16 protein-coding genes are annotated in these 17,085 nt (G+C 70.8%); 8 read left to right on the top strand and 8 right to left on the bottom strand.

Annotation, left to right across the window (positions count from 1 at the left end):
- Positions 1 to 36: 36 nt before the first annotated feature.
- Complete coding sequence (locus IF67_RS40290) at positions 37 to 876, bottom strand: hypothetical protein (RefSeq protein WP_030985059.1); 840 nt, start codon at positions 874 to 876, stop codon at positions 37 to 39.
- A gap of 259 nt (positions 877 to 1,135) precedes the next feature.
- Here IF67_RS40290 and IF67_RS0112530 point away from each other — a divergent pair, with 259 nt between their 5' ends.
- Entirely contained in the window at positions 1,136 to 2,014 is an 879-nt protein-coding gene (locus IF67_RS0112530) for a hypothetical protein (protein ID WP_030985057.1), read from the top strand.
- Here IF67_RS0112530 and IF67_RS0112525 read toward each other — a convergent pair.
- The gene (locus tag IF67_RS0112525; protein ID WP_030985055.1) at positions 2,011 to 2,892 is read right to left on the bottom strand and encodes an SCO6745 family protein; all 882 of its coding nucleotides are present in this window, start codon (positions 2,890 to 2,892) and stop codon (positions 2,011 to 2,013) included. The two genes, IF67_RS0112530 and IF67_RS0112525, sit on opposite strands and share 4 nt — an antisense overlap.
- Before the next feature lie 107 nt (positions 2,893 to 2,999).
- On the opposite strand from IF67_RS0112525, the gene IF67_RS0112520 reads away from it, so the two are divergent.
- Positions 3,000 to 3,890 (top strand): S41 family peptidase, encoded by an 891-nt coding sequence (locus IF67_RS0112520; protein WP_030985052.1) that lies wholly within the window; start codon positions 3,000 to 3,002, stop codon positions 3,888 to 3,890.
- A gap of 113 nt (positions 3,891 to 4,003) precedes the next feature.
- On the opposite strand, the gene IF67_RS0112515 is transcribed toward IF67_RS0112520, so the two are convergent.
- The 4 genes from IF67_RS0112515 to IF67_RS0112500 all read right to left on the bottom strand — a co-directional run bounded on the left by IF67_RS0112515 (position 4,004) and on the right by IF67_RS0112500 (position 6,752).
- Positions 4,004 to 4,234: a hypothetical protein gene (locus IF67_RS0112515; protein WP_030083811.1), complete on the bottom strand. Its 231-nt coding sequence runs from the start codon at positions 4,232 to 4,234 to the stop codon at positions 4,004 to 4,006.
- 2 nt (positions 4,235 to 4,236) lie between these two features.
- Complete coding sequence (locus tag IF67_RS0112510; protein WP_030985050.1) at positions 4,237 to 4,473, bottom strand: DUF6400 family protein; 237 nt, start codon at positions 4,471 to 4,473, stop codon at positions 4,237 to 4,239.
- Between the two features lie 229 nt (positions 4,474 to 4,702).
- A complete protein-coding gene (locus IF67_RS0112505) occupies positions 4,703 to 6,001 on the bottom strand; it encodes a PP2C family protein-serine/threonine phosphatase (RefSeq protein WP_234341062.1) in 1,299 nt (432 codons plus the stop codon).
- A gap of 46 nt (positions 6,002 to 6,047) precedes the next feature.
- Positions 6,048 to 6,752, bottom strand: a complete 705-nt coding sequence (locus tag IF67_RS0112500) for a TetR/AcrR family transcriptional regulator (RefSeq protein WP_030985047.1) — start codon at positions 6,750 to 6,752, stop codon at positions 6,048 to 6,050.
- 288 nt (positions 6,753 to 7,040) lie between these two features.
- Between IF67_RS0112500 and IF67_RS0112495 the strand changes: the two genes are divergently transcribed.
- A complete protein-coding gene (locus tag IF67_RS0112495) occupies positions 7,041 to 8,567 on the top strand; it encodes an APC family permease (RefSeq protein ID WP_030985045.1) in 1,527 nt (508 codons plus the stop codon).
- A 113-nt stretch (positions 8,568 to 8,680) separates the two neighbouring features.
- Positions 8,681 to 10,396, top strand: a complete 1,716-nt coding sequence (locus tag IF67_RS0112490; protein ID WP_030985043.1) for an amidohydrolase — start codon at positions 8,681 to 8,683, stop codon at positions 10,394 to 10,396.
- A 102-nt stretch (positions 10,397 to 10,498) separates the two neighbouring features.
- Here the strand turns inward: IF67_RS0112490 and IF67_RS0112485 are convergent, their stop codons facing one another.
- Positions 10,499 to 11,818 (bottom strand): ROK family transcriptional regulator, encoded by a 1,320-nt coding sequence (locus IF67_RS0112485; RefSeq protein ID WP_037839220.1) that lies wholly within the window; start codon positions 11,816 to 11,818, stop codon positions 10,499 to 10,501.
- A 152-nt stretch (positions 11,819 to 11,970) separates the two neighbouring features.
- Between IF67_RS0112485 and IF67_RS0112480 the strand changes: the two genes are divergently transcribed.
- The 4 genes from IF67_RS0112480 to IF67_RS0112465 are packed head-to-tail and all read left to right on the top strand — an operon-like array spanning position 11,971 to position 16,478.
- On the top strand, positions 11,971 to 13,284 hold the full coding sequence (locus IF67_RS0112480; RefSeq protein WP_030985041.1) for an ABC transporter substrate-binding protein: 1,314 nt from the start codon (positions 11,971 to 11,973) through the stop codon (positions 13,282 to 13,284).
- A complete protein-coding gene (locus tag IF67_RS0112475; protein WP_037839218.1) occupies positions 13,281 to 14,204 on the top strand; it encodes a carbohydrate ABC transporter permease in 924 nt (307 codons plus the stop codon). Before IF67_RS0112480 ends, IF67_RS0112475 begins: the two co-directional genes overlap by 4 nt.
- Complete coding sequence (locus tag IF67_RS0112470) at positions 14,197 to 15,090, top strand: carbohydrate ABC transporter permease (protein WP_030985037.1); 894 nt, start codon at positions 14,197 to 14,199, stop codon at positions 15,088 to 15,090. Before IF67_RS0112475 ends, IF67_RS0112470 begins: the two co-directional genes overlap by 8 nt.
- Positions 15,087 to 16,478, top strand: coding sequence for a GH1 family beta-glucosidase (locus IF67_RS0112465; RefSeq protein ID WP_051817937.1), 1,392 nt, complete (start codon positions 15,087 to 15,089; stop codon positions 16,476 to 16,478). Before IF67_RS0112470 ends, IF67_RS0112465 begins: the two co-directional genes overlap by 4 nt.
- Before the next feature lie 67 nt (positions 16,479 to 16,545).
- On the opposite strand, the gene IF67_RS0112460 is transcribed toward IF67_RS0112465, so the two are convergent.
- Entirely contained in the window at positions 16,546 to 16,956 is a 411-nt protein-coding gene (locus IF67_RS0112460) for an organic hydroperoxide resistance protein (protein ID WP_030985034.1), read from the bottom strand.
- Positions 16,957 to 17,085 lie beyond the last annotated feature (129 nt).

The raw sequence follows: 17,085 nt of genomic DNA, 5'->3' as shown, positions 1-17,085 counted from the left end.
CGGGCACATACGTATTGCCAGGGAATCGTGCCGGTGTCAGGAACTGAGGTGGTATTGGGCCCAGGGCTGATGGGCCGGTGCGGAATCCTCGTGCGAGGGCGCGAGGGTCCCCCACGGGGCGAGGGCGTTGTCCCATTCCGAGGCAAGTGCGGCCATGTCCGGAACGGAATCCGCGGACGGCGTCGTGCCGGTGTGCCAGGCCGATGCCATCTGGTATCCGGAGGGCGCGGCGTTCCAGGCGGCCGTCTGCTGTGCGGGGATGGTGTATTCGGTCTCGTGCACATCGCCGGGGCCGCGCCGGTGGCGTCCTGCATGGTTCTCGGCCGGGCCCGGATAGAACCGCCCCTGGGCGGACAGTTGTTGGGCACGGGTGACCAGCCGGGTGAGATCGAGCCCGAATTCGGCGGCAAGTTCACGCAAATCCACGCCGGTCTGCCAACTGCCGATGAGGACCGCGTCCATCGCCGGGGACCAGTTCTGTTCCGGGGCTCCTGTGCCGCCGGCACCTTCGCGGGGCGGGCCGGTGGGACGCGTTCCGGCAGTCGGGTTCTGGTGGGAATATTCGGCAGCGGGATCGGGCGCCGACGAGGCCTCGTCAGGCTCCCGCGCCGGCGCAGCGGGAGTGGTGGCCGCCAGCAGCTCTTCGGCCACGGCTCGGGCGTCGTCCTTGCCCACCGTGCGCCGGGCGATCCGCACTTCACGCTCATTCAAACCGAACAGACCGGCCACCGCGCCGGTACTGCCCACCGTTACCGCAAACGCCGCCAAAACCCGTGACCGGTCGGCCTGGGCCTCGTCAAGCCTGGCCTGCGCCTCACGCACCCGCTCATCGCCCAGACAAAACGCTTCTGCCAGCACGGCGTTGCGGTCCCACAACTCTCTAGGATCCATACTCATTCAACGCCTCTTGGGCAGAGGTGTCCCGATCTGGCTCAGCAAAGCACCCCAAAGCACCCATCGAACCACCAGATGAAAATCACCCCGGTGCGCGGCCCTCGATCGCGCTCGACGTGGTCCGGATGTCATATTCCCTGGTCACCGTGGCTGCGTAAATACGCAACGCGGATTGTCAGCGTCGTGGGCTAGTGTCGTGATCGACGACATTTTTATCGTTCCATGTGCTCATGGGGGGGCCATGACTCACTTTTCCCGTACCTCGTCCCGCGTCGTGGGGACGCTGCTCACCGGAGCCGTCCTGTGCGGCACGGCGGCATGCACGGCGTCCGGCGGCGCGTCCGACGACCGCAGAGCCGCGTCGGGGAACCTCAACGCCATGCCGGTCGCCGCGGTGCAGAAGGCCGTCAACAAGGGCGCCAAGCTCAACTCCGTGTCGTATCAACTCTCCGGCAAGGTCCCGGGCCAGGGGACCGTCGAGGGCAAGGTGTCGTTCAGCCTCCGCCCGCGCGCCATCGATATGCGGATGAAGGCCTCCGGGGGCAAGGAGGAGGGCGAGTTCTCGGTGCGGCTCGTCGGGGACGCGGTGTATCTCGGCGGGGGCCGGCAGGCGGCGGCCGCGATGGACGGGAAGCACTGGCTCAAGTTCGCCATGAAGGGCAAGAAGGGCGCGGGGGCCGGCGGCCTCGGGGGGATGGAGCGGCAGGCCGACCAGGACCCGGCGGCGCAGGCGTCGTTGCTCCCCCAGTCGGACAACGTCAAGAAGGTCGGCCAGGAGACCGTCGACGGGGTGCGGACGACGCACTACGCCGGTGTGGTCGATGTGACGGATCTGCTGACCAAGCGGGCCTCCAAGAGCGCACTCGACGCCGAGCGCCGCAAGAGGGTCATCGAGCAGTACAAGCAGCTCGGCGTGACCAAGCTGAGCCTGGACATGTGGGTCGGCCCCGACGACCGCACCGTGAAGTTCCGTGAGCGTGCGCAGGCGGCCCAGGGTCCGCTGGACGTGACCATACGGTTCTTCGACGTCAACCAGCCGGTCACGGTCCAGGCGCCGCCCGCATCCGACACGGTGGATCTCCAGCAGAAGCTCAAGGAAGCCGGAAAGCGGCTGGGTTAGCGGGAGTTGGCACCGCGCGGCGTGGGCTCGTCGAGGTGCGGCAGACCGATCGGGTTGGGGAAGGGCAGCACGTCCGCGGCCAGGATGCGCCGGACCACGGGTTCCAGCGTGTGCAGCATGCGCTCGGCCTCCGCCTCGGGCAGTGGATGCAGCAGCCGGCCGGCCAGCCGGTCGGTCGCCACCTCGATGCGCTCCCGTTCCTGCCGGCCGTGCTCGGTTGCGTCGCCCTGTGCGTCCACGAGGCCACGGGAGCGCAGCCGGACGGCCGCCGCGGACCACTCCTCCTCGCTCCAGCCGCGGTCCTGCCGCATGGTGTCCCGGGGAACACGGCCCGATGCGGCGGCCAGGACGAGGGCCTCGCAGCCGTCGAGACCCTCGTCGGCGAGCACGGCGAGATGCGCATCGCCTCGGAACTCCCGCAGGGTGGTGACCAGTTGCCACAACCGCTCGACGGGGTCGGCGTGGTCGCACAGCACGCGGTTGGCGGCGAACAGGGGGCGGGCGGTGGCCGGTGCCGCGTCGACGATCGTCTGGAGCGGGGGCAGCATGTCGGCTGCTGCGTGCTCCAGCTCGGGGGCGATCCCGCGCAGTGCGTGGGCCGCCCGGCTGCCGCGCTCGTCGAGGACGTGCGCCGGGCTGGTGGAGCTCCAGGCCGCGGGCAGCGCACGGGCCACCATCCCCGGGGCGAACACCCCGAGCACGGCCGTGGCCGCCGCGGGTTCCACCGCCCCCAAGGGCGCCGTGCGGGAGGCGAAGTACCCCATCCAGAAGCCCTTGAGGCCGAGGTCCTTGCCCAGGTCACGGCACCTCTCGTCGAAGTAGCACACCGCATGCAGCGGCTCGGTCAACAGCCAAAGCGATCGCGCGCGCAGCTCCATGAACCGCACGCTACCGCCGCCGGATGTCCGCCGCACCGCACCGAAGCGCGAAGGCCGCCATCCCCGGCGGCCTCGGCACACCCGACCCGAATCGAGGATCACTGGCAATGCCCGGCAACGCAGAGATCATCCACAGCGCCCTCGACCGCATCATGGCGGGCTATGTCTTCCCCCGGCGCGCCTCGGAGGCCGACCGGGCGGTCCGCGCCCGGCTGGCAGCCGGTGAGTACGACTCACTGAGCGGTGCCGCGCTGTGCGAGGCGGTGACCGCTCATCTCCAGGAGGCCTGCCCGGACAGACACCTCAGGCTGTTGTGGGAGGACGAGCCCCGGTCCACCGGACCCGGAGACGACGATGCGGGCCGGGCAGCCTTCCTCGCATTGATGCGGGCCGAAAACCAAGGCATCCACCGCTGTGAACAGCTCGACGGCAATATCGGCTGTCTGGACGTCCGATGGATGGCGGACGCCGGGGAGGGCGCCCGCGCGATCGGTGCGGCCATGGAGCTGGTGGCGCACACCCGTGCTCTCCTTCTCGATCTGCGGGAGTGCCGCGGCGGCTCACCCGCGGGCGCCGCGATGTGGTGCAGCTATTTCTTCCCCGACGACGAGGTCCACCTCAACGACTTCTACGAGCGCTCCACCGACTCCACCCGGCAGTATTGGACCCTCCCGTATCTGCCCGCGCCGCGCTATCTCGGTCGTCCGGTGTACGTACTCACCAGCGCGACGACCTTCTCGGGCGGCGAGGACGTGGCGTACACCCTCCAGGCTCACGGCCGTGCCGAGGTGGTCGGCGAGACGACGAGAGGCGGTGCGCACCCCACCGCCCGGCATCCGGTGACGGAGCACATCACGGTCACCGTGCCGATGGCCCGGACCATCAACGCCGTCACGGGCACCAACTGGGAGGGCGTCGGGGTGCAGCCGGATCGTGCCGTACCGGCCGAGAAGGCACTCGAGACCGCGCACGGGAAGGCGAGGCAGCGGCTGACGTAGGACGCGCCGCGGACGGGGGCGGTGGGCGGCGCCCGGTGCGCGGGGTACCCGGCGGCCGTCCCGTACTCCTCGGCGTCCGGGGGCGCGGCCGTCGGCCCGGCGGTGGTCCGGCGTCAGCCGTCGGTGCGGCCGCCCGCTCCGAAGCCCGACTGCCAGGCCCACAGGTGGGTGCAGTTGGGGCACTGGAGGTGCAGGACGCTGCCCTTGTTCGACAGAAGGTAGCGCCAGTGGTCACCGCAGGTGCGGCCGTCGAGGCAGGTGCCGCAGCCCTGGTGGTCCTGGCAGCGGGGGCACGGGACCCAGGCGCGGCGGCCGATATCGGCGGTCGGGTCGAGCGGCAGCATGCTCAGGCCTGCCCGGGGCCCGGCAGCACCTCGGCGGCGACCAGCATGTCGTAGGTGGCCTGCTGCTCCGCGTCCAGGCCCGAGTAGAGGAGCCGGTACGCGTCGTTCTCGCCCTCCATCACCGCGACGGGGTCCCAGGTGTCACCCAGCGCCGCGAGGACTTCGGTCCGTCGACGGGCTTCGTGAGCGGCGAGGTCGAGCTCGAATATCTGGTGGTCAGAGGTGTTGCGGTCGGTCATGGTGCGCGTCCTGTGCCACTTGCGGATGATGCGGACGTGTCTATCAAGTGGGGCGGCACTGAGGAAGCGTCAGGCGGAGAGCAGCGGACCGGAGGGGCGGCGGAGGGGAAGGGTCGGTGGCGCAGGGTGACGCCATGAAACGGAATATGTAGGAGCAAAGAGGAATTTTCGGAGGGAATTTCGTTTGCGGCATGCCCGATATGTTGCGGAATCTAGAGGGTGATGGAATTCATCCCTGCGATGTCGGATCGCCCGCCCCGCCCCCCGAGGAAACGCCGGGCCCCGCGGCAGGCGGCGGGCCGGGCAGGCGCCGTAGCGCGACCGCGGCAGCGTCGTCGCCGAGCCGGCCGTTCGTGTGCGCCAGCAGGTCCGCGCGCAGTCGGCACAGCACCTGCTGAGGACTGCTCTCGCTCCAGGCTCCGGCGCGCTCGGCAAGGGGGTAGAAGGTGCCCTTGCCGTCACGGGCCTCGCTCACCCCGTCCGTGTAGAGCAGCAGCAGATCTCCTGGTTCGAAGGGGAAGGTCTCGACCTCGTAGTCCGGGGCGCCGGCCAGCCCGCCGAGGCCGATGGGCAGCGCGGGCCGCTTTGCGGACAGCGGGGTGGCCCGCCCGTCGCGCAGCAGCAGTGGGGGCGGGTGACCGCAGCTGATGAGGCGGAGCACGTGCCAGCGGTCGGGGATGTCCAGCAGCACGACGGTCGCGAAGGTCTCGTCGGTGTCGAGGACGGGGTCGGGGGCGGGGTCGGGGGCGGGGTCGGGGGCGGAAACCGGAGTGGCGACGGGGAGGGAGCCGGCACCCGTGCCGGGGGCGGCGCCGATCACCGCTTCCGGCCCGCTCTCGGCGCCCGGCGCGTTGTCCCACTGACTGCTGTCCCAGCGGACGGCTCCGTCGAGGTGGACGGCCAGTCTGGGCAGAGTGGCCTGGCGGTGGGCGGCGGCCCGGAAGGCGCCAAGGAGGAGGGCGGCGTGACTGTAGGCGGGCAGACCCTTGCCCCGGACATCGCCGATGATCAGCCGGGTACTGGTGGTGGTGCGCGCCGCAGCGAACAGATCACCGCCCATCTCCGCCTCCTCCTCGGCCGCCTGATAGAAGGAGGCGATCTCCAGGGCACCGCTGCGGGCGGGCAGCGGCCGGAGCAGGACCTGCTGCGCGACGGTGGCCACCGAGCGGCTCTGTGTGAGCCGGCGTTCGTTTCGCTCCCGTACGACCGTGAAGAGCACGACCAGCCCGGAGACGACCACCAGCGAGGCGATCTGGGCCTGTAGGTTCCCGGTGAACAGCACCTGGCGCGCGATGCCGATGGACACCTGGGCGGCCACCGCCAGCGCACCGATCGCCGCCGTCAGACGAGGCCCGGCGAAGGCCGCGGTGATCGCGGGAGCCGCGACGAGCAGCGGCCCCAGATGGATGTCGGGCGGCGCGAGAACATCGATCACGAAGACCGCCACGATGAGCCCGATCGGGAGCAGCACCAGGACGTGGCTCAGTTCCCGTCGTTCGCGCAGAGGCATCCGCCGCGGAAAGGACATGCCTCATGTTTGCACCCGGGTGAGCGAAATGCCCGGATAGCCCCCTTCACCCCTCCCGTTCCGCCGCCTCTCGCCGCAGGGCCCCGATGAGCAGGTCGAGCGCGGGCTCGACGGCCGAGCCCGCCATGAGCGGGAGGTGCTCCCGTACGCGGTGCAGGCTGGGGAAGTCCTCCGCGGGCAGACCGGCGTACTCGTCCTGCCAGGCCTGCTCGTCCGCCGCGCGCTGGGCGGGCGCCAGTCGCAGCACGCCGGCGTCCAGGGCCGCATGGCCGAGGGCGGTGTCGACGAGTGCGTGGTAGTGGCGGACGGCGCCGGCCTCGTCGAACCCGGCCTGGAGCAGCAGACCGATGCCCGTGTCGACCGCGTGCTGCTCATGGGGCCGGCCCGTGACCCGGACGGTGCTGAACACGGCGATCTGCGGGTGGCGCAGCGCGGAACGGTAGGCCCGCAGGCCGAAGTCGCGCAGGTCGGCGGCCCAGTCGCCACTGGGCGCGAAACCGGTCATGGACTCGCCGATGAGGCGGTCGGCCAGCGCCAGCAGCAGATCCTCGGTGTTGCGGAAGTAGCGGTAGACCGCGGACGGGTCGGCGCCGAGCGCCGCGCCGAGTTTGCGCACCGTGAAGGCCTGCGCCCCCTGGGCGTCGATGAGTTCGCATGCGGCGTCGACGATGAGGTCGGCCGACAGGACCACGCCTGAACTGGTCGGCCGGCGCCGCTTGCGCTCGACCGGGACGCGCTCGCTCTCCGCCACGCCGAACCCTCCGCTTCACTCCGCCCCGGCCCCCGGGCCCTCGCGGAGCCAGTTAATCACCAGGTTACGTCAACACCGTTGACACAAGGATGAAGGGGCTGTTTCATCGGCGGACATACACGGATCACCGCGGTGCCACATCCCGCACCACCTCCCTTCCGTACGACGCGACCGGACCCCGATCCAGGGCCCGGCCCGCGCCGCCCTGCCCCGCCGCCCCACCCGCACCTCCGCGTCCCCCTGGCCGGCCGAGACCGGTCCCGGCCCGCCGCCCAAGGAGTGAGTGCCATGCCTTCCGCAGTGCAGCAGGACCCCGGCCCGGCGAGAATGCGCCGCTCGCTGGGGGTGAAGGACGGGGTGGCGATCGCCGCGTCGAGCACCGCCGCGACCACCAGCATCGGCATCGGAATGGGCACCCTGGCCGCGTACACCGGCCGGCAGACGCCCGCGCTGTTGCTGCTGGCCTTTCTGCCCATCCTCGGTATCGCGCTGTCGTACGCCCGGCTCAACCGCACCGAACCGAACTGCGGCAGCGGCTACACCTGGGTGGGCCGGTCCATCGGCCCCTGGCCCGGATTCCTGACCGGGTGGGTGGTGATGGTCGGCACCGTGATCTTCATGGCGTACACGGGTGCGGTGACCGGCTCCGTCGTGCTCCAGTTCCTCAACAAGATGGGCCTGTACAGCATCTGGGGGCTCCGGCTGGATCCGGCCTCGACCGGCATCAGCACCGCCGTCGGTCTGGTCGCGCTGGTCATCGTCACGGTCACCGCCATCACGGGCGTGCGGGCCGCGACCCGTTTGCAGATGTGGCTGCTGGTCTTCGAGTACACGGTTCTGCTGCTCTTCTGCGGCTACGCCCTGTTCACCGGCGATCAGCCGTTCTCGCTGTCCTGGCTCAACCCCTTCGAGATCTCCTCACCCCAGGCGCTGGCCCAGGGGATGGTGCTGGCGGTGTTCTTCTACTGGGGCTGGGACGCCGCGTTCAGTGTCAACGAGGAGACCCGCAGCGCCACCGACGCGGCCCGCGGCGGACTGATAGCGCTGGTGGCGATGCTGGGGCTGTTCCTGGTCGGTGCGCTCGCCTTCCAGCGGGTGATGAGCACCGGCGAACTCATCCACAACGGGCCGCAGGCACTCACCTTCCTCGGCAGCCGGCTGGCACCGGAACCCTGGGCCTCGCTGCCCCTGGCCGCCCTGATGTGCTCGGCCTTCGCCTCCCTCCAGTCGAGCGTCATCCCCACCGCCCGCGGCGCGCTGGCGATGGCCCGCGACCGGACGCTGGGCCCGGTGTGGCAGCGGGTGCACCCGCGCTACGGCTCCCCCGCCGCGGGCACCGTGCTGATCATGGCGCTCGCCGCACTGCTCGCCGTGCTCGCCGTCGGCATACCCAAGCTCAACGACATGATCCTGACGGCGGTCAACTCGATCGGCCTGACCGTGGCCCTCTACTACGGACTCACCGCGCTCGCCTGCGCGGTGCGCTTCCGCGACAGCCTGCGCGGCGGAGCGGTGCGCGCGCTGCGGGACGTGGTCGTCCCGGCGGCGAGCGCGCTGGCACTCTTCGGGCTCGGCGGCTACCTCGTCTGGGACTACGCCACCATGAGCGACCACTTCGAGGCGAGCCCGGACAACGGCTGGTTCATGCTGCTGCTGCCCGCGCTGTTCATCCTGCTGGGCCTGGCCACCGCCGCCTGGGCCAAGTGGGTACGCCGCTCCCCGTACTTCCGCACCGGGCAAGGGACGGATGCCGAGGCGGTCAGTCTGCCGATGGACGCGAACGCCGCCCCGCTCCCCAGCCCCACGGAGGGCTGACCGCGCGCCCGGCCCACCGCCCGCCCGAGCACCTGGCGACCACCCTCGCCCCCCCCACACACACCATTACCCAAAACACCCAACACACCCAACACACCTGGAGCAGCAACCACATGGATCTCCGTACCACCCTGGACCCGGAGCCGAACCCGGACACCGCCGGCCCCGGCGCCACCGGCAACGGCCCCGCCGACCTCGTCTTCCTCTCCGGCCCCGTGCACACCGTCGACCCCGCACGCACCCGGGCGAGCGCGGTGGCGGTGCGCAGGGACCGCATCATCGCCGTCGGGCACGACGCGGAGGTCCATGACCTGATCGGGCCCGCCACGGAGGTCGTCAATCTGCACGGGAAGCTGCTCATCCCCGGCTTCCAGGACGCCCATGTCCATCCGGTCGGCGGCGGGCTGGAGCTGGCGCTGTGCGATCTGAGCGCGGCCGACACCGCCCAGGCGTACCGCGAGCTGATCAGCGCCTACGCGGCAGCGCATCCGGAGGCACCGTGGATCACGGGGGGCGGCTGGTCCCTGGAGGCCTTCCCCGGCGGCATGCCGACAAAGGAGTTCCTGGACGCCCTCGTGCCCGACCGCCCGGTGTTCCTCCTCAACCGCGATCATCACGGCGGCTGGGCCAACTCCCGCGCCCTGGAACGGGCCGGGGTCACCTCCCGTACGCCGGACCCGGCCGACGGGCGGATCGAGCGGGACGCCGAAGGCCACCCGACCGGCATGCTCCAGGAGGGTGCCATGCAGCTGGTGGCCGATCTGATCCCGGAAGCGACGCTCGCCGAACAGACCGCCGGACTGCTCAGGGCGCAGCGTCTCCTCCACGGGTACGGAGTCACCGCATGGCAGGACGCGATGCTGGGCCGCGGTCCCGGCGGGGCCGACGCCACCCCCGCGTACGTGGCCGCCCGGCGCGACGGCAAGCTCACCGCGCGGGTGACGGGGGCGCTGTGGTGGGACCGGTCCCGCGGGGCGGAGCAGATCCCTGAACTCATCGCCCGCCGCGAGGAGTTGACCGGCGGACGGCTCCGGGCGACCAGCGTCAAGATCATGCAGGACGGGATCGCCGAGAACCACACGGCCGCCCTGCTCAGCCCCTATCTCACCGCCTGCGGCTGCGCCTCCGACAACAGCGGCATCTCCTTCATCGACCCCGAGGACCTGCGGAAGTACGTCACCCAGCTGGACGCGGAGGGCTTCCAGGTGCACTTCCACGCCCTCGGTGACCGGGCCGTACGCGAGGCGCTGGACGCGGTCGAGGCGGCCCGGCGGACGAACGGACTGCGCGACACCCGGCCGCACCTCGCCCATCTCCAGGTGGTCCACCCCGACGACGTCCCGCGCTTCCGCAGGCTCGGCGCGACGGCGAACATCCAGGCTCTCTGGGCGGCCCACGAGCCGCAGATGGACGAGCTGACCATCCCCTACCTGGGCCCCGAACGGGCCGCCTGGCAGTACCCGTTCGGGGATCTGCTGCGCTCGGGCGCGACCCTCGCGGCGGGCAGCGACTGGCCGGTCAGCTCCCCCGACCCGATCGCCGCCCTGCATGTCGCGGTCAACCGCCGCACGCCGGACGGCCCGCCCTCGGTACCCGTCTTCCTGCCCGAGCAGCGCATCGACCTGGGCTCGGCGCTCGCCGCGTACACGGCCGGCAGCGCCTACGCCAACCACCTCGACGACACCGGCACCATCCAGCCGGGAAAGCTGGCCGACCTGGCTGTCCTCGACCGGGACCCCTTCGACGGCGCCGACGAGGAGATCGCCACGACCCGTGTGCTCCAGACGTTCGTCGGGGGGCGGCGGGTCTACGCGGCCGAGGATGCCTGAGGACGAGGCGCAGGGGGCCCGCCCGTCGGCGGAGCGGCCGGCCGCCGCACGGTCGCCGTCCGACGGGTCCGGGCCTCCCGCGCCGCGCCACTGCGGCGCTGTTCACCCACCCCGCGGCCGCCCCGCCGGTGCCCTGCGCCCTGTCGGCACGGTCACCCGCTCCCCCGGTGTCCGGGCCGGCGCGGCGCGTCGCCCCCCGTTGGCGAAGAAGTCCGCCAGCGGCAGTGTCGCCGCGCCGACCGTGACGGCGTCCGGGCCGAGGCTGCCGAGGTCGATGGTGACGCGCCCGGCGGGGTGGGCGAGGGAGTAGGCGGTGGCGTAGGCGCGCACGGCGGGGAGGAGGTACGGGCCGAGCTGGAGGCCGGCCCAGCCGCCGATGAGGACCCGTTCGGGGCTGAAGAGGTTGATGAGGTCGGAGATCCCGGCGCCGAGGTACTCCGCGGTCTCGTCCAGGACGGAGCGCGCGACCGGGTCGGCGGCCCTACCGTCGTCCGGTGGGCAGGCGGCGGCGAGCAGGGCCGTGACCCCCGCCTCCTCGCCGACGTCTGCGGGCAGCCGGCCGCCCGCCTCCTGCCAGCGCTGTAGCAGCGCCTCGGCCCCGGTGTACGCCTCCAGACAGCCGCGGGCACCGCAGCGGCAGCGCCGGCCGCGGACGCTGACCGTCAGATGCCCCCACTCACCTGCACTGTCACCCGCACCGCCGTCGATGACGCCGTCGGTGACGATGCAGGCGCCGACACCGGATCCGAAGAGCACGATGGCCGCGTCCTTGGCACCGCGGCCGCCGCCGAACCACATCTCGGCCTGGCCCAGCGCCTTGGCGCCGTTGCTGAGGAAGAAGCCCACGCCGTCGGGGAGTTCTACGGCCTCGCACAGCAGTGCCTCCAGCGGTACGGCGTCCCAGCCGATGGTCTGACCGTGGACGACCGCGCCGCCGGGCGCGCACCGGTCGAGGATGCCGGGGACACCGACGCCGACGCCGAGCAGGCTCTCGGGAGCCACCGCGCTCTCCCGCAGCACGGTGGCGATGCCGTCGGCGATACGGCGGATGATCAGGTTCACGTCGTATCCGTGGTGCGTCAACGGGAGTTCCGAACGGGCGAGTTCGGTCATGGCGAGGTCGAAGAGTTCCACCCTGACCCGGGTCTCGCCGACATCCACACCGATCAGAGCGCCGCTCGCCGGGGCCACCCGGAGCAGGGTGCGTGGCCGGCCGCCGTCGGATTCGACCACACCGGCCTCCTCCAGCAGTCCGTCGTCGGCGAGTTCGGTGACCACGTTGCTGACGGAGCCTGAACTGAGGCCCGTTGCGGGCCCGAGCTCCTGCCGGCTCATGGGACCGTCGGAATACAGCCGTTGCAGGACCGCCCTGCGATTGGCCCTCCGCAGGTCACGCACGGTGCGTTGGGATCGCTCGACCATCTTGTTCCCTCCTGGCCCGCGACCTGGCGGCGTCCGCTCTCTTGACGCACCCTTCTCTCGGGCCTTAACTCACGTTCTAAGTTAAGCCATGAGGCCGTTCAGGAAGTGAACTCGGCCTCCCTCCGGACTCCTCAGAGAGAGGCGTATCCGTCATGCGCATACTCCGAGCCGCGATCGTCACCGCCACCGCCACCGCACTCGCCGCCGCGGCATCCGGATGCGGCGGCGGGACGAGCCCCGGAGGGGCCGGCGACGGCTCCCCCACGACGCTGACGTACTGGGCTTCCAACCAGGGGCCGAATGTCGAGGCGGACAAGAAGATCCTCGGTCCCGAGCTGAAGAAGTTCGAGCGGCAGACCGGGATCAAGGTGAAGCTGGAGGTGATCCCCTGGCCCGATCTGCTCAACCGGATCCTCACCGCCACCACGTCGGGGCAGGGGCCCGACGTCCTCAACATCGGCAACACCTGGTCCGCTTCGCTTCAGGCCACCGGCGCTCTGCTCCCCTGGGACAAGGAGAACCTGGACGCGATCGGCGGACGCGACCGCTTCCTTGCCCCCGCGCTGGACGCCACGGGTGTGGCCGGCAAGGCCCCGGCCGCGATCCCGCTGTACTCGCTGGCCTATGCGCTCTACTACAACAAGCAGATGTTCAAGGACGCCGGGATCAGCAAACCCCCTGCCACCTGGGACGAGTTGGTCGCGGCCGGCAAGCGGATCGCCAAGAACGGCAAGTGGGGCCTGGGCGCCGAGGGCGGTCAGCTGACCAACAACATCCATCAGGCCTTCGCCCTCGGCAAGCAGCACGGCGCCGACTTCTTCGACCGCTCCGGCAAGCCCACCTTCACCTCGGACGGCGCGGTCGCGGCGGTCAAGCAGTACATCGACTTCATGGCCAAGGACAAGATCATCGCCCCGGGCAACGCCGAGTACGGGCAGAACCAGTCGCTGCGGGACTTCGCCACGGGCCGGACCGCGATGGTGCTGTGGCAGGCCGCGGCCACCACCTTCGCGGCCGACGGGATGAAGCCGGACGACTGGGGCGTCGCTCCGGTGCCCGTCCCGTCCGGCACCCCGGGCACCGGCCGGCAGACCAACTCCATGCTCGCCGGCATCAATATCGCCGTCTTCAAGAACACCCGCAATCTGCCCGGCGCGCGGAAGTTCGTGAAGTTCATGACGAGCGACAGCGAACAGCGGCTGCTCAACAAGACCTACGGCTCCATACCGCCCGTCACGGCCGCCCAGCAGGACCCCGCGTTCAACCGCCAGGACACCAAGGTGCTGCGCGAAACGCTCGCCAGGAGTGCCACGCCGCTCCCCCAGATCGCCGAGGAGTCGCAGTTCGAGACGTCCGTCGGCACCGCCGTCAAGGACCTGTTCGCCGACGCGGCGGCCGGCCACCCGGTGACGACCGCCTCCGTCAAGGCGCGGCTGGTCAAGGCCGAGCAGCAGATGACGAAATGAGGACCGTCGCCAGGCTGCGCCGCACCGGCCTGCCCTACCTGCTGCTGCTCCCCGCGCTGCTGCTGGAACTGCTGGTCCACCTCGTCCCGATGGTCATCGGCATCGTGATGAGCTTCAAGGACCTGACCCAGCTCTTCCTCGGCAACTGGGGCGCCGCCCCGTGGAAGGGGCTGGGCAACTACCGCGTCACCGTGGATTTCGACGCCCCGGTGGGTGCCACGCTGCTGCACTCCTTCTTCGTCACCTGTGCGTTCAGTGTGCTGACGGTCGGCCTGTGCTGGCTCCTGGGCACCGCGGCCGCGCTCTTCCTCCAGGAGAACTTCCGGGGCCGCGGTCTGCTGCGGGCCGTCTTCCTCACGCCGTACGCGCTGCCCATCTACGCCGCGGTGATCACCTGGGCCTTTATGTTCCAAAGGGACAACGGCCTGGTCAACCATGTGCTGCACGATCAACTGCACCTCACCGACGGCCGGCCCTTCTGGCTGCTCGGCGACAACAGCTTCCTCGCGCTGCTCGTGGTCGCCGTCTGGAAGACCTGGCCGTTCGCCTTCCTCGTGGTGATGGCCGCACTCCAGAACATCCCCAAGGACCTCTACGAGGCGGCGGCGCTCGACGGAGCGGGCATGGTCCGGCAGATCCGCCGGATCACCCTGCCTTCCTTACGGCCCATCAACCAGGTGCTGGTGCTGGTGCTGTTCCTGTGGTCGTTCAACGACTTCAACACGCCGTATGTGCTGTTCGGGAAGGCCGCTCCGGAGGCCGCCGACCTCCTCTCCATCCACATCTACCAGTCCTCGTTCGTCACCTGGAACTTCGGTACCGGCTCGGCCATGTCCGTCCTGCTGCTGCTCTTCCTGCTGGTGGTGACGGCCGGCTATCTCCTGGCCACCTCGCGCGGAAGGAGGCATACCGATGCCTAGCGCCACCGCCCGCGCGCCCCGTACAGCCGACCGCCGGCGCTCCCCCACCGCCCCGCCCCGCTCGTTCCTCTGGACCCGCCGGATCGTCCTCACCGCACTGGCCGGCTTCGTGCTGCTCCCCGTGTACGTCATGCTCAGCAGCTCGCTCAAACCGCTGGAGGATGTCTCGGGCGCCTTCCGCTGGCTGCCGAGCGAGCTGACGGTCCGCCCCTACCTCGACATCTGGCACACCGTTCCGCTCGCCCGGTACTTCACCAACTCGCTGATCGTGGCGGGCTCGGCCACCCTCTGCTCGGTGACCGTCGCGGTCTTCGCCGCCTACGCGGTCAGCCGCTATCAGTTCCGCGGCAAGCGGGTCTTCACCGTCACGGTCCTGTCCACGCAGATGTTCCCGGGCATCCTCTTCCTGCTCCCGCTCTTCCTGATCTACGTCAACATCGGGAACTCCACCGGTGTCGCCCTCTACGGCTCCCGCGGCGGCCTGATCCTGACCTATCTGACGTTCTCCCTCCCGTTCTCCATCTGGATGCTCACCGGGTACTTCGCGTCGGTGCCGCGCGAGCTGGACGAGGCCGCGTACGTGGACGGCTGCGGGCCGCTCGGTGCGCTCTTCCGGGTCGTGGTGCCGGCCGCGCTCCCCGGGATCATCGCGGTCGCCGTGTACGCCTTCATGACCGCCTGGGGCGAGGTGCTGTTCGCCTCGGTGATGACCAACGACACCACCCGCACCCTCTCGGTCGGGCTCCAGGGCTACGCCACCCAGAACGACGTCTACTGGAATCAGGTGATGGCCGCGTCCTTGGTCGTCAGCGTCCCGGTGGTCGCCGGGTTTCTGCTGCTCCAGCGCTATCTGGTCGCCGGGCTCACCGCCGGGGCCGTCAAATGACGCACGCCGAAAGGAACTCCGTGACCGACCGGATCGACTTCGCCGCCCTGCCGGACGACTTCGCCTGGGGCGTGGCCACCTCGGCGTACCAGATCGAGGGAGCGGTGGCCGAGGACGGCCGCGCCCCCTCCATCTGGGACACCTACGCGCACACGCCCGGAAAGACCGACAACGGCGACACGGGAGACCGGGCCTGCGAGCACTATCACCGCTGGCGCGAGGACATCGCGCTGATGCGCCAACTGGGCGTCGGCGCCTACCGGTTCTCGGTGGCCTGGCCGCGAGTGGTGCCAGACGGCGACGGCCGGGTCAACGCCGCGGGCCTGGCCTTCTACGACCGGCTCGTCGACGGCCTCCTGGAGGCGGGCATCACCCCGTACGCCACGCTCTACCACTGGGACCTGCCGCAGGCGCTCCAGGACCGCGGCGGCTGGCCCGTACGGGAGACCGCCGAGCGTTTCGCGGCGTACGCCTCGGTGGTCGCCGCGAAGCTCGGCGACCGGGTCCCGCACTGGGCCACGCTCAACGAGCCGCTGTGTGCGGCCTGGATCGGCCATCTCGAAGGCCGGATGGCGCCCGGTCTCACGGATCTTCCGGCGGCCGTACGTGCCTCGTACCACCTGCTGCTCGGTCACGGCCTGGCCGTACAGGCGATCCGGGCCGCGGCCGCGGACGCCGGGATCGGCATCGTCAACAATCTGAGCACCGTCGAGCCCGCCACCGGGTCCGAGGCCGACGCCGCGGCGGCACGGCGGATGGACGGGCACACCAACCGCTGGTGGCTCGACCCGGTGCACGGCCGCGGCTTCCCCGCGGACATGCGCGAGGTGTACGGCGTCGAGCTGCCGGAGCGCGCCGGTGATCTGAAGACCATGGCGGAGCCGCTGGACTGGCTGGGGCTGAACTACTACTTCCCGGCCGTGGTCGCCGCCGAGCCGGCCGGTCCGCCGCCCTTCGCCCGTCCGGTGCGCCGGCTGCACATGCCCCGTACGGGCATGGACTGGGAGATCGACGCGGGCGGCATCGAGACGCTGCTGCTGCGGCTGACCCGGGAGTACGCGGCGCACAGGATCTATGTCACCGAGAACGGCTCCGCCTACCCGGACGTGGTCGGCCCCGGGGGCACCGTCGAGGATCCCGAGCGCACCGCGTATCTGCACCGGCATGTGGGCGCATGTGCCCGCGCGGTCCGGCAGGGCGCACCGCTCGCCGGGTATTTCGCCTGGTCGCTGATGGACAACTTCGAGTGGGCCTACGGCTACGACAAGCGCTTCGGCCTGTTCCATGTCGACTTCGCGACCCAGGCCCGCACCCTCAAGGACAGCGGCCGGCACTACGCGGAGCTGATCCGCAGCCACCGGCGCCGCGGGACCCCGCACGCGCACTGATCTGTACATGCTGGCGGACCGGGCCCCGCGAGTTCGCCGGGCCCGGTCCGCCGGGCACACCGCGTGACTACTCGACGACGAGCTCGACGTCGATGTTGCCGCGGGTGGCCTTGGAGTACGGGCAGTACGCGTGCGTCGCCTCGACCAGCTGCCGCCCCGTCTCGCCCGCGAGGGCGTCCGGCAGCTCCACCCGCATGACGACCCCCAGGCCGAAGCCGGTGTCGTCCTTGCCGATGGACACCTCGGCGGTGACCGAGACGTCCTTGGTGTCGAGCTTCATCTGGCGGCCGACATTGCTCATCGCGCTGGCGAAGCAGGCCGCGTAGCCGGCGGCGAAGAGCTGCTCCGGGTTGGTGCCGGCGCCGTTGCCCCCCAGCGCCGGGGGCATGGCCAGGGCCAGGTCGATCTGGCCGTCGGAGCTGACCGCCCGGCCCTCGCGGCCGTTGGCGGTGGCGACAGCGGTGTACAGCGCGTCCATCTCAGTTCCCCTTCGGTAGCGCGGCGGCCGTTCCCCGGCCACCCGATGACCTCACAGTGGCACACATTTAAATTGCTCGCAACTAAGTTGTGCGCAACTAAATGGCTTACGGGGAGCTAACCTGGCCCC

The sequence above is a fragment of the Streptomyces sp. NRRL S-1813 genome (assembly GCF_000719605.1).
In the GTDB taxonomy this organism is placed as follows: Bacteria; Actinomycetota; Actinomycetes; order Streptomycetales; family Streptomycetaceae; genus Streptomyces; species Streptomyces decoyicus.
The sequence above is the reverse complement of the archived record's forward strand: the minus strand, read 5'-3'. Positions and strand labels throughout refer to the sequence as shown.

What these genes read in the sequence shown, in the direction of transcription:
- IF67_RS0112505 (WP_234341062.1), bottom strand. Translation starts at nt 6,001, where the DNA reads ATGTCCTTTCCGCGGCGGATGCCTCTGCGCGAACGACGGGAACTGAGC.
- IF67_RS0112520 (WP_030985052.1), top strand. Translation starts at nt 3,000, where the DNA reads ATGCCCGGCAACGCAGAGATCATCCACAGCGCCCTCGACCGCATCATG.
- IF67_RS0112510 (WP_030985050.1), bottom strand. Translation starts at nt 4,473, where the DNA reads ATGACCGACCGCAACACCTCTGACCACCAGATATTCGAGCTCGACCTC.
- IF67_RS0112490 (WP_030985043.1), top strand. Translation starts at nt 8,681, where the DNA reads ATGGATCTCCGTACCACCCTGGACCCGGAGCCGAACCCGGACACCGCC.
- IF67_RS0112475 (WP_037839218.1), top strand. Translation starts at nt 13,281, where the DNA reads ATGAGGACCGTCGCCAGGCTGCGCCGCACCGGCCTGCCCTACCTGCTG.
- IF67_RS0112495 (WP_030985045.1), top strand. Translation starts at nt 7,041, where the DNA reads ATGCCTTCCGCAGTGCAGCAGGACCCCGGCCCGGCGAGAATGCGCCGC.
- IF67_RS0112485 (WP_037839220.1), bottom strand. Translation starts at nt 11,818, where the DNA reads ATGGTCGAGCGATCCCAACGCACCGTGCGTGACCTGCGGAGGGCCAAT.
- IF67_RS0112460 (WP_030985034.1), bottom strand. Translation starts at nt 16,956, where the DNA reads ATGGACGCGCTGTACACCGCTGTCGCCACCGCCAACGGCCGCGAGGGC.
- IF67_RS0112530 (WP_030985057.1), top strand. Translation starts at nt 1,136, where the DNA reads ATGACTCACTTTTCCCGTACCTCGTCCCGCGTCGTGGGGACGCTGCTC.
- IF67_RS0112470 (WP_030985037.1), top strand. Translation starts at nt 14,197, where the DNA reads ATGCCTAGCGCCACCGCCCGCGCGCCCCGTACAGCCGACCGCCGGCGC.
- IF67_RS0112480 (WP_030985041.1), top strand. Translation starts at nt 11,971, where the DNA reads ATGCGCATACTCCGAGCCGCGATCGTCACCGCCACCGCCACCGCACTC.
- IF67_RS0112525 (WP_030985055.1), bottom strand. Translation starts at nt 2,892, where the DNA reads ATGGAGCTGCGCGCGCGATCGCTTTGGCTGTTGACCGAGCCGCTGCAT.
- IF67_RS0112515 (WP_030083811.1), bottom strand. Translation starts at nt 4,234, where the DNA reads ATGCTGCCGCTCGACCCGACCGCCGATATCGGCCGCCGCGCCTGGGTC.
- IF67_RS0112465 (WP_051817937.1), top strand. Translation starts at nt 15,087, where the DNA reads ATGACGCACGCCGAAAGGAACTCCGTGACCGACCGGATCGACTTCGCC.